The following is a 15,450-nucleotide window of genomic DNA, read 5'->3' as shown; positions in this document are numbered from 1 at the left end:
ATTTTTGCTAAATTGCCAATGAATAATAAAACCAGTTTAGCGTAAACAGTTATACGTGAATATCATCCTACCGTTTGATTATTTATCAACGATAAAACGACAAGATACAGGGATAGTTATGTTTTCTAAAATTTTGATCGCCAATCGTGGTGAAATCGCTTGCCGAGTTGCCGCGACTGCCAAGCGTTTGGGCGTAAGTACCGTCGCGGTTTATTCTGATGCTGACCGCGGCGCCAAGCACGTGGCTGTCTGTGATGAAGCTGTCTATTTGGGTGGTTCGGCTCCTAAAGACAGCTACCTAAAAGGCGATGCTATTATTGCCATTGCAAAAGAGATTGGCGCACAAGCGATTCACCCAGGTTATGGATTTTTAAGTGAAAACGCGGACTTTGCCCAAGCTTGCCAAGATGCAGGTTTGGTCTTTATCGGGCCATCTGCGGACGCTATCCGTGCCATGGGCGGAAAATCTGAGTCCAAACGTTTGATGGAAGCGGCAGGCGTGCCATTAATACCTGGCTATCATGGTGAAAATCAAGATGGTGCATTCTTAAAGCAGCAAGCCGATAGCATTGGCTATCCGGTACTTATTAAAGCCAGTGCGGGTGGTGGTGGTAAAGGTATGCGTATCGTTGAGCAGCCTAGTGACTTTATTGATTTATTAGAATCATGCCGCCGTGAAGCGATTACCAGCTTCGGTAACGACCAAGTATTGGTCGAAAAATATGCCCTAAAACCGCGCCACATCGAGATTCAAGTCTTCGGTGATACGCATGGTAATTATGTCCATCTGTTTGAGCGTGATTGCTCGGTACAGCGTCGCCATCAAAAAGTATTAGAAGAAGCGCCGGCACCGGGTGTTGATGCAGCGATGCGTGAAGCAATGGGAACAGCGGCAATTGAAGCTGCACGTGCGGTCAATTATTTTGGTGCAGGTACGGTTGAGTTCATCGTTGAGCAGCGTGAAGGTTCAATGAATTTTTATTTTATGGAGATGAATACCCGTCTACAGGTTGAACATCCGGTCAGTGAAGCTATCTCTGGCGTCGACTTGGTCGAATGGCAGCTATTGGTCGCGGCAGGTTTGCCATTGCCTAAAAAACAGGAAGAGCTGGCTATCAACGGTCATGCGATTGAAGCGCGTATTTGTGCTGAAAATCCTGACAATGGTTTTTTACCAGCCACAGGCACCTTATTTACTTATCAAAAGCCTGAGCATAGTACTTTCGTCATTAACAAGAGCAGCACGGATGTACGTATCGATGATGGCGTACGCGAAGGCGATGTGATTAGCCCATTTTATGACTCTATGATTGCTAAGCTTATTGTGCATGCACCTACTCGCGAGCAAGCATTAGCCAAGCTTGATCGTGCACTGGCACAAACACGCATCGTCGGTCTGCCAAATAACGTCGCATTTTTGCGCTATATTCTTAATACAGAATCGTTTAGCCAAGCCAATCTTGATACGGCGTTGATTGAACGTGAACGTGAGCAGCTGTTTGATCAGCATCCGCTTGAGTTATCGACGCTTGCGGTTACTGCTATTGCGCAGCAGCTTGCCAGTGAATCGACGACGCAAGGGTCAGATCCGTTTAGCAAGCCTACGGGTTTCCGAGCCTTTAGTGATTATACGCGCTCGTTTAGCTTGGTTTATAATGAGCAATCTTATAACGCTCGTATTAGCAACTGGCACAATACAAATTGTTCAGATAACAAAAAAGGCAGCGATAACCTTAGTAGCTTTACGCTAGTTATTGGGAAAGAGATCGCTAACACCCAAGATAATAGCAACGCTAATGTAGCCGCCCAGACAGAAAGTGTATATGAAGGTCAAGTCAGCTATAGCAGTATTGACGCACACAATCATACTCTATGGTTAGATGGTGCTCGTATCAACGCCCAAAGCTGGACAAACCATGAGACCGTCTATGTCTTTACTGATAACGGACGAGATGAGATTACTCTCGTTGATATCATGGCGCATGTTGGCGAAGAGAATGCGGCTGTTGGTAGCTTGAAATCACCAATGCCAGGGCAAGTCGTGGCCTTTAAAGTCGCTGTTGGCGATACCGTGAAAAAGGGCGAGCCATTAGCGGTCATCGAAGCGATGAAAATCGAACATACTATTACTGCACCGACAGATGGCGTGGTTGCAGAATTGTTATTTGGCGCAGGTGACTTGGTTGCTGATGGTGATGAGCTGCTGCGTATTGATAGCCAAGAGAATCAGTAAAAAGGACAGTCAATATGAGTATCTCGTACCCAAAGCACGTCACCATCGTTGATGTCAGTCCACGTGATGGCTTGCAAAATGAAGCCATGACCGTGCCGACTGCGGTTAAGCAAAGGCTTATCGATGACTTGATTGCCGCAGGGGTTAAAAAGCTTGAGGCTACTAGCTTTGTCTCGCCCAAATGGGTGCCGCAAATGGGCGACAATAGCGCGCTGTTAGAGGCACTTGCAGCCAAACGCCAAAGCGATGTGAGCTATTCGGTATTGGTGCCAAATATGCGCGGTTTTGACAATGCTATCGTCCATCGTCCTGATGAAATCGTCATCTTTGGCTCAGCAAGCGAAACCTTTAGCCAAAAAAATATTAATTGTAGTATTGATGAAAGTATCGAGCGCTTTGCGCCCGTTGCCGCTGCGGCAAAAGCGCAAGGCATCAAGGTGCGCGGCGTCATCTCTTGTACGGTCGGCTGCCCTTATGAAGGCGAGATTGACCCAAGCCAAGTAGCTTACGTGACTAAGCGCTTGGTTGAGATTGGCTCAGAGCAGATTGGCATTGCTGATACTATTGGTGTTGGTACGCCGCTCAAGGTACAGCGTGCGCTACAAGCAGCGTTAGAGTACGCTGATATCAGTATGTTATCGGGACATTTTCATGATACCTATGGTCAAGCGTTAAGTAATACCTTAGCGGCACTACAAATGGGTGTTAGCGAATTTGATACTTCAGTCGCTGGACTTGGTGGTTGTCCTTATGCTAAAGGCGCAACGGGCAATGTTGCCACTGAAGATGTGGTTTATATGCTGCATGGTATGGGTATCAGTACTGGTATTGATTTGGATAAATTGGTCGTTGCTGGTGAGCGTATCAGTGAGTTTTTAGGTCGTCCTAATGGCTCAAACGTGGCACGTGCTTTAATTAACAAACGTCAGTCTTAACGAATTTCATTAAGAATATAGTTAGTCATAAGCTAAATGAATAGATAGATAGGTTTACGGCTGGGACAAATTTTTTGAAGCCTCTGGAGTGACGAAGTCGCACAGCAAGCGAGGAAAATTTGTCCCAGCTATATCATCTATTTTTAAATTGACACAGCGCTAGTAAAAAATTAAACATCAAAATACAAGGAATGGCTATGAGTTTACCTGGATTGAATTTTCAGCTTGGCGAAGATATCGACGCCTTACGTGACATGGTACAACAGTTTGCGGCTAATGAAATTGCCCCACGTGCTGCCGAGATTGACAGTAGCGATGAGTTCCCAATGGATTTGTGGCAAAAGATGGGCGATATTGGTCTACATGGCATCACTGTTCCTGAAGAGTACGGCGGCTCCAACATGGGCTACGTCGCACATATGGTCGCGATGGAAGAGATTAGCCGTGCCTCTGCCTCTGTAGCACTGAGCTATGGTGCACATTCCAATCTATGTATCAATCAGATCAAACGTAATGGTTCAGAGGAACAAAAGCAAAAATATCTGCCTAAGCTCATCAGTGGCGAATTCATCGGTGCATTGGCAATGAGTGAAACTGGTGCGGGGTCAGATGTCGTTAGTATGAAGCTAAAAGCCGAAGAAAAAGATGGCAGTTACGTGTTGAATGGTAGCAAAATGTGGATTACCAATGGTCCTGATGCGGACGTTATGGTTGTTTATGCTAAGACCAATCCTGAGCTGGGTGCTAAAGGCATGACGGCTTTTATCGTTGAAAAAGGCATGGAAGGCTTTGGCACCGCTCAAAAGCTTGATAAGCTTGGCATGCGTGGTAGTCATACTGGTGAGATGACTTTTAAAAATGTAGAAGTACCAAGCGAAAATATTTTGGGCGGTCTAAACGAAGGCGTTAAGGTATTGATGAGCGGACTAGATTATGAGCGTGCGGTATTGGCCGCAGGTCCTATCGGTATTATGCAAGCGGTGATGGATAACGTCGTCCCTTATATCCATGACCGTAAGCAGTTTGGGCAAGCGATTGGTGAGTTTCAGTTAATCCAAGGTAAAGTTGCTGATATGTATACCATCTTGCAAGCAGGGCGCAGCTTCTTATATACCGTTGGTAAAAATCTCGATATGCTAGATCAACGCGGTGCCGGTCATAGCCGTGAAGTGCGTAAAGATTGTGCTAGTGTGATTTTATGGTGTGCCGAAAAAGCCACATGGATGGCAGGCGAGGGTATTCAAATATTCGGCGGTAATGGCTATACCAACGAGTATCCACTAGGTCGTTACTGGCGCGATGCCAAGCTTTATGAGATTGGCGCGGGTACCAGTGAGATTCGCCGTATGCTAGTCGGTCGTGAGTTGTTTAATGAGACTAAGTAAAAATTACTGAGTGTTCATTAGATATGAAGTTCAAAATAAAATCGATACATTAATATCCTCCTGCTAATGGGCTAAAGGGATGAGCTGTTCGCAGGCGTGACAGAGTCTGCGAATAGCTCATCCCTTTAGCACTCTGTATTGCTCTCAAATCAAATAGAAATTAAAAAAGCAGGACGTTTTAAGCGTCCTGCTTTTTTAATTTCTAGCTTATAAAATTTTTTCAGTCATCATGCCTGTTTACTATGATCAAAATAGCGCGCAAGACCATTTAATAATAAATCGTCACGCAGGCGCACTGGGCGGTTGACGTGTTGGGCGATAATAGCTGCATCACCGCCAGTCATGATCACTTCAAAGTTGGGATGACGTGTGCTAATCTCGTTAATAGCACCGACGATAGATAGTAGTATCCCGCGATGTACCGCATCTTGCGTGGTGAGACCTTGGCTAACATTATCAAAAGTACCGTTAGAAATGGTGATTTGCTTGGTACCAGAAAATAGCGACTCGCGTTGCAGGTAAATACTCGGGAAAATGTAACCGCCCAAATGCTCAGCATGGTCAATCAAATCAATCGTCACTGCTGTACCACAACCTATCACACATTGACGTTTGGTTCTATCCACCGCGCCGAGCATTTGTAGCCAACGGTCACAGCCAAGCTGCTCATCATTATAAGCGCTTTTCATAAGTGGATAATTGGCATCGACATGGACAAATTCAAACGGGATATTAAGGCGACTGAGCGTTTCTGAAACTTTGACATTGAGATCATCGCCGAGCACCGATGAGATACCGATAAAGTCAGGGGCATAACGCTCAAAGCGGTCGGTCAAACCCATGAGTAATTCGGCAGGTGCTTGCAAATGTTGCTTGGCATCATGTGAGACTATCTGTCCGATATCATCGGTCAGCCAGTATTTAAGGCGAGTATTGCCGAGATCAAGCCAGAGCATAAAATTCCCTTTAGATAGAGCGCATTTAGTAAATGCTTTAAGCGTTATCAATAACGTCGATGCGTCCGGTAAAAAGCGCAGAAATATTACCGTTATCTTGACGCAATTGCAAACATCCATGTGTATCAATACCGCAAGCATAGCCAGTGAGGATCTCTGTTTGACCGTTGTGCTCTTGGCTAATACGTAAGCACCGTCCTGCTAGTGCATCCATTGAGTCAAATTGCTGCAAAAAGCTGTCTAAATTATAGGTTTGACCAGTTGGCTTCTCTAACCCTAAATGCTCAAAGCGTGTCATTGCTGCCATTAATGCTTTGCTCATTTGTTGATAAAGCTCTCGTAGACTTGGCAGCGCACTTGCTGTTTTATCTGGCGCTAGCAGCTGCTCGATATCTTGTAAGCTGATGGCTTGGTAGCTCATACCTTCGCAGGTTTGGGCAGTAAGCTTGGGAGTTGCTTGTACATTAAGACCAACTCCCATCACCACGCCGACCAATTTGCCCGCTTGGGTAACCGGCTCAATTAATATACCAGCAAGTTTGCTAAATTGAATAATTTTCGTGCCTGATACGGCTTCATCTGCTTCAGAGAGAGACTGATAAAATCCCAAGTCATTCGCCCATTTTACCCCTATAGGTGTTAAACCTTGGTTAGCTAGTTGTGCATTTAATGTTTGAATAACAGGCATTTTTACCAGATCAATACCGATTATTAACGACAATAAACCGCTAATCGGCATATGTACTGGATAATATAACGACAGATAAACATTGCCACGTGGTGATTGCCACGAGCGCCCATGTTGTCCACGACCTGCGCTTTGGGTTTCGGCAGTCAGTAGATGCATCTCATGGGCATTGAGCGTGCCATCCTGTACTGCTGCGATGAGCTCACTGTTGGTTGAGACGCTGCTAAATAGGTGCCGATGGTTAAGCTCTGGCAAATGAGTAAGCAGATGTGACTTAGAGTCGCAGTCAGATAAAGAGTCGAGTGGCAGCATACGTTTTTCCGCTGTGGTTAATAGAGCAAATGTGATAAATGTGGCAAGGGAAATTTTTGATATACTGAGCGATGGTCACAAATAGTCAATACAGAGTAGATAGGATAAAGGTCAGTATACGATTTGGCAAATGCAATTAAGCGTATGATAAGTAAGTGCTGAAAAGATAAAGTAATCTAGTAAAAAGAAGCAGGATAAAAGGCTGATTCGATGATGTTATATGTATGGTTTGTGATTGCAGGGGCGTTTGCTGGCGTCAGCGCAGGCTTGTTTGGCGTCGGTGGCGGTATGATTATCGTACCAGCATTGGTCTGGATTTTTGCGGCTTATAATTTTCCTTCTGAAGTGGTCACTCATTTGGCGATTGGCACTTCCTTGGCTACCATCGTTGTGACTTCGATCAGCTCATTAACTGCGCATAATAAGCGCGGCGGGGTACGTTGGGAAGTATGGCGCAAGATGGCACTGGGCTTGATCATCGGTAGTCTAGTTGGTGCCGGTATTGCGGACATGATTGATGGTAAAGTGTTACAAGCTATCATCGGTATTGGTGCATTACTGGTCGCGCTAAAAATGCTCTTTTTATCCAATAAGGAGCAGCTCGGTAAGCCGTTGCCATCTACTGGTGTACAGTTTAGCGCCGGTACGGGCATTGGTATGGCGTCCTCTATCTTTGGTATTGGCGGCGGTAGCTTGACCGTGCCATTTTTAAACTGGGCAGGGCTACCGATGAAGCAATCGGTCGGTACGTCTGCCGCTTGTGGTTTACCTATTGCATTGGCTGGTGCAGCAGGGTTTGCATGGTTTGGTCAAGATGTGGTTAATATGCCCGAAGGTACGATAGGCTTTGTCCATATCACAGGATTCTTATGTATTTCCGTTGCTAGCTTTGCGATGGCAAAGGTCGGTGCCAAACTTGCCCATGTATTACCTGCGCTCACGCTTAAGCGTGCCTTTGGCATATTATTGTTATTTGCGGGTGGACAGTTATTGTTAAGTGGGATCGGGGTAATTTAGGTTTTACTTCCTATCAATCGCATCTAGCCCTAAACGCATCCATTTTCTTGCCAGCTCGTCATGGTCGCTGAGCATACTCCATAGCGCATCTTCACTAAAGATAGAGTGCTCTTTACCTGAGTGCTCAATTGGCAGATCTGCTTCACGATCCGCCATCCATTGTGGATTAAGATAGTAATCTTTCAACTCGTTTAGCAATGCTTCAGCTTGCAAAAACTGCTGTTGCGCTTTGAGCTGCTGGCGGTATAGTTCGCACCATTGCTCATATTTTTGCTGCAATTCTTGCGGATTATAGTTAGTCATTTTAATTCTCTTGATTTTTAGTGTTTAAATTAATGATGTTGATTTTAAGCCCTATTATAGCGTCCCTCATAAACCCTAAAAATTTAGCACAATTTGAGGTAGAATAGCCGCCTGTTTTTGCTAAGTTTACTGATTATTCATGCGTCTAAAATCTCTCAAGCTGGCAGGCTTTAAATCCTTTGCCAATCCTACGACTTTTACCTTTCGTCGTGGTATTACTGCCATTGTCGGGCCAAACGGCTGCGGCAAATCCAACGTCATTGATGCCATTCGCTGGGTGCTGGGTGAAACCTCTGCCAAGCAGCTGCGTGGCGGCGCGATGAGTGATGTCATCTTTGCCGGTACGCAAGATAAAGCCGCCAAAAGTGTCGCTAGTGTCGAGCTGACTTTTGAGCATACGCAAGATGAGCAAAACGGTATTCGCCATGAGTTTAATCTGTATCAAGAGCTGTCCGTTCGTCGTCAGGTAAATAAGGAAGGTCGCTCAGATTATTTTATCAATGGCACGCGCTGTCGTCGTCGTGATGTGGTCGATGTATTCTTGGGCACGGGTCTTGGCGCGCGCAGTTATGCCGTCATCGAGCAGGGTATGATTGGGCGTATTGTTGAGTCTAGCCCCATGCAACTGCGTGAGTTTATCGAAGAAGCGGCAGGGGTTTCGCGCTATCAAGCGCGCCGTGAAGAGACGCAAAAGAAGTTAGAGAAAACTAAAGATAATTTGGCACGTCTGCATGATATGCAAAGCGAGCTTATTAGCCAACAAAAACGCTTGTCTAAGCAAGCCGCCAGTGCTGAGCGTTATGAAGAGCTGGCGTTAACGCTTGCTGATATTAAACAACAACTTGCCATTCAACAATTATATCAAGCCAAACATAATCAGCAGCAGCAGAAAATCGCTCATGAGCGTAGTGCCACTGAGGTTGCAACCTTACAAGCCGACTATGAGACTCTAAAAGCCAAACAAGATAAGCTTGCGACATATATCAATCAGGAGCAATGGCTCAAAGACGATGCCCAAAGCAACCATTATCAACAGCAGCTAAGCTATCAACAAGCAGAGCACCAGCTCAGTGATGCAAAGTCACAGCTGACCACCATTGAGCAGCAACTTGCCAGTTTAGAGCAGCAGCGTCAGCAATTAGTCGATGAGATTGAGCGCTTAAAATCTGATGAAGCTGAGCAGCAGAAGGTGCTAGAATTATTGCGTCCGAAGCTCATTGAATTAACGAATAAACGTGAAGCGCATAAACGCAACGAGCAACCGTTGCAGCGCGCCTACCATGACGCGCAAAATCAGCTGTCACGCCTGCAAGATACTGCGCGTACTCTTGAGCAGCAGCAAGCGATTAATAGCCAAGCACAAAAACGGCAGCAGAAAAATCATGATAAGTGGCAGCGCCGCCAGCAAAATTGGCAAAATCTCTGGCAGCAATTACAACAGTCTGTATCTCTAAATAATAGTGCTGACGAGCAAGAGCCGACTGATGCGAACAATTTACAGCACACATTAGATACGCAAGTGACTGAGCTAAATAAACAGCTGCAACAGATTGAGCGTCAACAAGATAGCGTTGATGAACGTCTGTCAGAGCTACAACCGCAAGCGCATGATTTACAACAGCGTTTAAACATGCAGCAGCGCGAGTTGAGTGAATATGAAAAACGTCATGCCGTATTGGCAAGTGAGTACGATACCCTACACCAGATATTGCATCCTAAACCTATTCCAAAATCGCAACCGCTTGTTCATGCAAAAACTGCTGATGTTAAAGGCGATTTAGGAACCGAAATAGTCAGCGATTATAAAGAGCCGGCCATATCAACCTTGCGCGAGCAGATTGAGCTAAGCGAGAAAGGCAAACAACATGCGCAATTACTCGATAGCGTATTGGCGTTGTGGTTGGATAGTCATGTATTGGTTTGCAATCAAACCATGCAGCCAAGCATTGATAACGCGAGCGATGATTCTGAGAAACCACACAGCTTATGGCAAGCGCTTAAGCAGGACTTAACAGCTTTATTTACTTATCGGACTGCGCAAAATGCGCATAGTAGTACGAAAGAGAAGTCACTAGTAGAAACTAGTCACAGCTTATGGTTATCTACAAAGCAAAATGAGGCAAATACAAAACCATTTATCAGTAAATTGCCAGATACTCTAAGTGATAAAGTACTACCTCTATCAGAGCTGATTAGCGCGCCGAACTTAGCGCTTTGGCAGCAATGCTATTTATATATTGCGCAACCTGAGACAAATAATAAGCAAACGTTAGAAGTGCTTGCTGAGATTTTAAAAGCATTGCCATCATCAGCCATTTTGCTAACGTCTGATGGCTGGCTTATCAGTCGTCAGGGGACGATTAATCTAAGTAAGTTTGCTGGCACTCAAAATGGTCAAAACGATAGCAATAGTCAATTTTTAACTCAGCGTTTACAGCAGCGCAGCCGTCTGCAAGTGTTAGAAGATCTGATTGATGAGTTTGAAGCCAAAATCCAAAATCAGCAAAAGGCTATTACTAATAATCAGCGTAACTATGATGCACTAACGGTCAGCTTAGAAGAAACCCGTGCGCAAGCTGAGCAATTGACCCGTGACCAGCATAAATATCAGCAACAGCTCACTACTCAACGCGCTAATGCTGAGCGTCTACAAGCGGACAGCCAACGCTTAAGCACTGATAAAATAGCCCTTGAGCAAGAGCGGCAAGAGCTTAAGCAAGAACAACAAACGCTTAATAATGAGCTACAGGACATCCAAAGCGCAATAGCGGCGCTAACGCCACAAATCACCGATGCTCGAGCAACAACGCAGCAATTACAAGCTGAGCGTAGTGAGTTAAGTCGCACCCGTCAGGCAGACGATGATGAGTGGCAAGCATTGCAGCTGCGTATCCAGCAGAGCGAGATGCGTTTAGAGCATGGCGTAAGCAGCCTTGCGCGTGCGACCGAGCAACACGATAAGTCACTGCAAAGCGAGAAAATTTTACAGGCAAATTATGAACAGCAGCAAAATAAGCTGCCAGAACTGCAAGCAACCCTGCAAACAGTGCAAACGGCGCGTGATGAGCAGCAGACGTTATTAACAGGGCGCGAGACAGCATTAACGGCGCTTAAGCAAGAGTATAATCAGCAGCAGGTCGAGCTAGATACCCTGCAACATAAATTGCAAACTCAGCAAAGCGCGCTTGCCCATCACTCGACCGAGTTGGCACTAAGCGTGGCGAGGTTAGAGGATGCTAGCAGCCATACGCAAGAAGCGCTAGATGTGTACTCTAATGCGAGTCATAAATATAAAGCGCAGTCGGATATATCTCAGCAGCCACAGCATCAGCAACAAGTGATGAGTGTCTCAAACTTATTGGCAGACTTTATCGCTCATGATCGCCGTGTGCGTCCAGACAAAATCGTAGAATTAGAATCTGAGCGTAATAAGCTTGAGCAGCAATTAAGCAAAATTGGCGCAGTTAATCTCGCCGCGGTGGCAGAATTGGCTGAGGTTAATGAACGTTTAGAGCCACTGGCGCAGCAGACAGCGGACATTGCTGCCAGTATGCAGACGTTGACCGAAGCGATTGCCTCTATTGACGAGACGACCAAGACACTATTTATGCAGACACTTGATGCGGTCAATAATGAGCTTGCTAACTTATTTGCCAAGGTTTTTGGCGGCGGGCAAGCAAGCTTAACGCTAAATACTGAGGATATGCCTGCTAATGCGCCAAAATCAGAACAGTGGCGGGCAGGGCTGACTTTGATGGCACAGCCAAAAGGTAAGCGTAATAGTCGATTAGCCGTGTTATCAGGCGGTGAAAAAACCCTGACCGCGCTGAGCTTAATTTTTGCGATATTTAAGCAGCATCCTGCACCATTTTGCGTGCTTGATGAGGTTGATGCGCCGCTTGATGATGCTAATGTCGCTCGTTTTACCAGTCTCATTCATGAATTAGCAGACGATTTGCAGTTTATCTTTATTAGCCATAATAAATTAACCATGCAAATTGCTGATGAATTAAAAGGTGTTACCATGCCAAGCGCAGGGATTTCTACCTTGGTCAGCGTATCGCTCGATGAAGCAGCACTTTATATTGCTGAATAGCAAAAATAGTGATAACTGACAGCGATTGTCAGTGGTATAGTTAGGGGTCAGGGCAGAAGGTCACGCAAGTGTGTCAGCCTCACGGTAAACAATGACTATATGGTGACGATGTTAATTAGCCATGCTAGACTATTGCCATTTATTCCCTCTTATGTATTCTCTTTTGTCGTAGATTAGGATTATTTCTCATGACCGCTATTCAGTTTATATTGATCGCCATTGCTGCATTGATTGTGCTTGCCGGGCTAATTATGGTCATGCGTAGCTTTAAGCGTCGCAAAAATGCAGAAGCTGCCGCGGTCAATTATGATAAAAACGGTATTCCTATCATACCGCGTCATGAGCGCAATATCGTCGATCAGCCAGATTTAGACGACACGATCGCTGGCGAAACCAGTATCACGCCTGACCGCAGTTATCTGAATGCAGTCGTTGAAGATGCACCTTTGAGCCAAGCGCGTCAGCAAGACGATGTACAGTTGATGTCTGGATACGATAATGTCAGTAGCGATGTAAACGATAGCTATAGCCAAGTAAATGATGAAGATTATGCGCGCTGGCAGGCAGAGCAGCATAACGATAATAGCGAATTTACCTCTGCTGCTGAGCAAATGAATATCGAACAAGAGCCTGATGCGTTTTCAAGCTTGGTATCGGCAACCGACAGCCTGATGCCATCTATTGATACGGCAGAAGAGCCAAGTTTCAATGATAATAGCCCGATACTTGATCAGCATTTATCAGAGCCAGTCGATGATACGCAAAATGCACCACTTATCAATGCCAAAGACAATATCAATATCACCATCTTGCCGCACCAATATCGTGACCGTCCAGCAGCGTTGATTCGCGGTCGTGATTTATTGGCATTGATCGATAAATATGGTCTGCGTTATGGCGCGATGAATATGTTCCATCGCTATGAGCAAAAAGACGGCACCGGTATGCTATGGTTTAGTATGATGGGCATCACCGATAGTGGTATCGCGCCTTTTGATCCGCATAGCGTGGCGACCAATAACTATAACGGCGTGGTGGTCTTCTTATCGTTGCCGCATCCTCAAGCGCTGCGCAGTTTCGACAGTATGATGAGCATCGCTTATATGATGGCAAGCGATTTGGACGCTGTGATGCTAGATGAAGAGAACGACCCAATCACGCCTGAATACAAGCAACAGCTACGCAACCAAGTGCGCGATTATGAAGGTTGATCGCTACCAAAGTTGATTAAAATCGATAAATAGTATCAGTACTAAAAAAGGCAAATAGCGATAACGTTGTTTGCCTTTTTACTTTTCCTAGCCATTCATTTTCATTAAAAGTTTATCCGAGTATCTTGCAAACTTGTTATCATATCGACATCTTGAATTGCAAAAAAAAGACGCCGACTATGACTGACCCTATCGCACCGCTTACCTCTAAAGACATCAATACTGCAAAATCTGCAGCAAACGAAGATGCTATCGTGGCTCAAATGCGCACGTTTATTGATGCCCTCAAGCAGCACAATTATGCCTATTATGTGCTCGACAATCCCATCTTAGAAGACAGCGAATACGATCAGTTGCGTCGCTCTTTATTGGAGTTTGAAGAACAATATCCCGATTTGGTACAGCCAGACAGCCCAATCAATCAAGTCGGCGATATGCCGCTATCGGCATTTACGCAAGTGACCCACGATATCCCTATGCTATCGCTTGGTAACGTTTTTGAATATGATGATTTGCGTGATTTTATGCGCCGCGTTAATGACCGCTTAAGCGTCGCTCAGCAAAGCCCAGAGTATGAGATGGAGCTAAAGCTGGATGGTTTGGCGGTATCACTCAAATATGTCTACGGTAAATTTACTCAAGCGGTCACGCGCGGCGACGGTCAAACGGGCGAGGATATTGCCCAAAATGCCAAAACCATTCGTAACTTGCCGCTTTGGCTTGCTGATGCCACTGATATTCCGCTGTTAGAAGTGCGCGGTGAAGTGCTCATGCCCAAGGCGGGATTTGAGCGCCTCAATCGCTTAGCAGCCGAAAAAGAAGAAAAGACTTTTGCCAATCCACGCAATGCTGCTGCTGGGAGTTTACGTCAGCTAGATCCCGCCATTGCTGCTAGCCGTCCGCTCGCATTTTACTGTTATTCAGTCAATCAAGGGTTACCTGAGCATATCAAAACCCAATCGGCAGCGCTTGCTTGGCTAAAAACCATTGGCTTTACCGTCAGTGCGGTGGAAGTAGTGCAAAATCCACGTGAGGCTCAAGCCTATTATGAATCGGTAAAAGAGACACGTGGCGAGCTGCCGTTCGAGATTGATGGCATGGTGATTAAGGTCAATAGCTTGGCGTTGCAGCAACAGCTTGGTTTTTTATCGCGTGAGCCGCGCTGGGCAACTGCTTATAAATTCCCTGCTGAAACCGTCATGACACGCTTGCATACTATCGAGTGGCAAGTCGGACGCACTGGCGCGATTACACCAGTTGGTAAATTAGAACCCGTGAAAGTCGGCGGCGTCACCGTCAGTAATGTTACCTTGCATAACTTTGGTGAGATTCAGCGATTGGATGTGCGTGCAGGCGATATGGTCAGCGTCCATCGTGCAGGGGATGTGATACCTAAAGTCACCCGCGTTTGGACAGATCAGCGTCCAGAAAACTCTGAACCCGTTAAGTTGCCATCGACTTGCCCAGTATGCGACTCGCCAGTGGTGCTGCCCAAAGATGAAGCATTGGCGCGTTGCACCGGTGGGCTATTTTGTCCCGCGCAGCAGGTCGAGGCGCTCATTCACTTTGTCTCGCGTCGAGCGATGGATATCGATGGCTTAGGCGCAAGTTGGCTCATCAGCTTTTTTGAGCATGGTTTGGTCAAGACCGTTGCTGATATCTATCAGTTACACAATCATCAAGACGAGCTGATTACGCTTGAGAAGCTGGGCGAAAAGTCGGTACAGAATATCCTCAGTGCTATCGAAGCTAGTAAGCATACAACACTCGCTCGCTTTATCTATGCGCTGGGTATTCGTGGTGTCGGTGAAGGCACGGCACAGAGTTTTGCTCAGCAGTTTGGCGATTTAGACAGCCTCATGAGTGCCGATATAGAGACCTTGATAAAAACGCCAGATGTCGGAGAAATCACCGCTGAGCTTACCTATAAATTCTTCCGCGCCCCGCACAATATCGAAGTCATCACGGCATTACGCGAGGCAGGCGTGCACTGGGATAAGGTCGAGCAAAAATCTGCTAGTGACTTACCTCTTGATGGGCAAACGTGGGTGATCACAGGCGCGCTTAGCAGCATGGCACGCGATGAAGCCAAAGCCAAACTACAAGCACTGGGTGCAAAAGTCTCAGGTAGCATTTCTGCTAAAACCACCGCACTACTGGCAGGTGAAAAGGCTGGCTCGAAAATGGCGAAGGCGGAAAAACTGGGCGTCAAAGTGGTAGGTGAGGACGAGTTTTTGTCGATGGTTGGGGAGTAGGTAAAAGTATAGACTTTTAACGGTAAGGTGGGTTTTTGATAGCGAAACCCACCATTATT

10 protein-coding genes are annotated in these 15,450 nt (G+C 46.0%); 7 read left to right on the top strand and 3 right to left on the bottom strand.

Annotated elements, in window-relative coordinates:
* The first annotated feature begins 118 nt into the window (after positions 1-118).
* The 3 genes from OEG80_RS10935 to OEG80_RS10925 all read left to right on the top strand — a co-directional run bounded on the left by OEG80_RS10935 (position 119) and on the right by OEG80_RS10925 (position 4,553).
* Complete coding sequence (locus OEG80_RS10935) at positions 119-2,233, top strand: acetyl-CoA carboxylase biotin carboxylase subunit (protein WP_263240818.1); 2,115 nt, start codon at positions 119-121, stop codon at positions 2,231-2,233.
* A gap of 14 nt (positions 2,234-2,247) precedes the next feature.
* Entirely contained in the window at positions 2,248-3,168 is a 921-nt protein-coding gene (locus OEG80_RS10930) for a hydroxymethylglutaryl-CoA lyase (protein WP_327107255.1), read from the top strand.
* Between the two features lie 197 nt (positions 3,169-3,365).
* Positions 3,366-4,553, top strand: a complete 1,188-nt coding sequence (locus tag OEG80_RS10925) for an isovaleryl-CoA dehydrogenase (protein ID WP_263240816.1) — start codon at positions 3,366-3,368, stop codon at positions 4,551-4,553.
* A gap of 227 nt (positions 4,554-4,780) precedes the next feature.
* Here the strand turns inward: OEG80_RS10925 and OEG80_RS10920 are convergent, their stop codons facing one another.
* Positions 4,781-5,509 carry a pantothenate kinase gene (locus OEG80_RS10920; RefSeq protein WP_149408854.1) on the bottom strand — a complete coding sequence of 243 codons (729 nt, stop codon included), beginning with the start codon at positions 5,507-5,509 and terminating at the stop codon, positions 4,781-4,783.
* 37 nt (positions 5,510-5,546) lie between these two features.
* A complete protein-coding gene (locus OEG80_RS10915) occupies positions 5,547-6,509 on the bottom strand; it encodes a biotin--[acetyl-CoA-carboxylase] ligase (RefSeq protein WP_263240814.1) in 963 nt (320 codons plus the stop codon).
* 213 nt (positions 6,510-6,722) lie between these two features.
* Here OEG80_RS10915 and OEG80_RS10910 point away from each other — a divergent pair, with 213 nt between their 5' ends.
* Positions 6,723-7,526 (top strand): sulfite exporter TauE/SafE family protein, encoded by an 804-nt coding sequence (locus tag OEG80_RS10910; RefSeq protein ID WP_263242515.1) that lies wholly within the window; start codon positions 6,723-6,725, stop codon positions 7,524-7,526.
* A 3-nt stretch (positions 7,527-7,529) separates the two neighbouring features.
* On the opposite strand, the gene OEG80_RS10905 is transcribed toward OEG80_RS10910, so the two are convergent.
* The gene (locus OEG80_RS10905; protein WP_201530833.1) at positions 7,530-7,829 is read right to left on the bottom strand and encodes a DUF4298 domain-containing protein; all 300 of its coding nucleotides are present in this window, start codon (positions 7,827-7,829) and stop codon (positions 7,530-7,532) included.
* A 139-nt stretch (positions 7,830-7,968) separates the two neighbouring features.
* Between OEG80_RS10905 and OEG80_RS10900 the strand changes: the two genes are divergently transcribed.
* The 3 genes from OEG80_RS10900 (at position 7,969) to ligA (ending at position 15,391) form a co-directional block, all read left to right on the top strand.
* Entirely contained in the window at positions 7,969-11,925 is a 3,957-nt protein-coding gene (locus OEG80_RS10900) for an AAA family ATPase (RefSeq protein WP_263240810.1), read from the top strand.
* 188 nt (positions 11,926-12,113) lie between these two features.
* Positions 12,114-13,136: a cell division protein ZipA C-terminal FtsZ-binding domain-containing protein gene (locus tag OEG80_RS10895; RefSeq protein ID WP_149408849.1), complete on the top strand. Its 1,023-nt coding sequence runs from the start codon at positions 12,114-12,116 to the stop codon at positions 13,134-13,136.
* 179 nt (positions 13,137-13,315) lie between these two features.
* Positions 13,316-15,391 (top strand): NAD-dependent DNA ligase LigA, encoded by a 2,076-nt coding sequence (gene ligA / locus OEG80_RS10890; protein WP_263240808.1) that lies wholly within the window; start codon positions 13,316-13,318, stop codon positions 15,389-15,391.
* The last annotated feature ends 59 nt before the right edge of the window (positions 15,392-15,450 follow it).

The sequence above is a fragment of the Psychrobacter sp. SC65A.3 genome, from assembly GCF_025642195.1.
GTDB lineage: Bacteria > Pseudomonadota > Gammaproteobacteria > Pseudomonadales > Moraxellaceae > Psychrobacter > Psychrobacter cryohalolentis.
The sequence above is the reverse complement of the archived record's forward strand: the minus strand, read 5'-3'. Positions and strand labels throughout refer to the sequence as shown.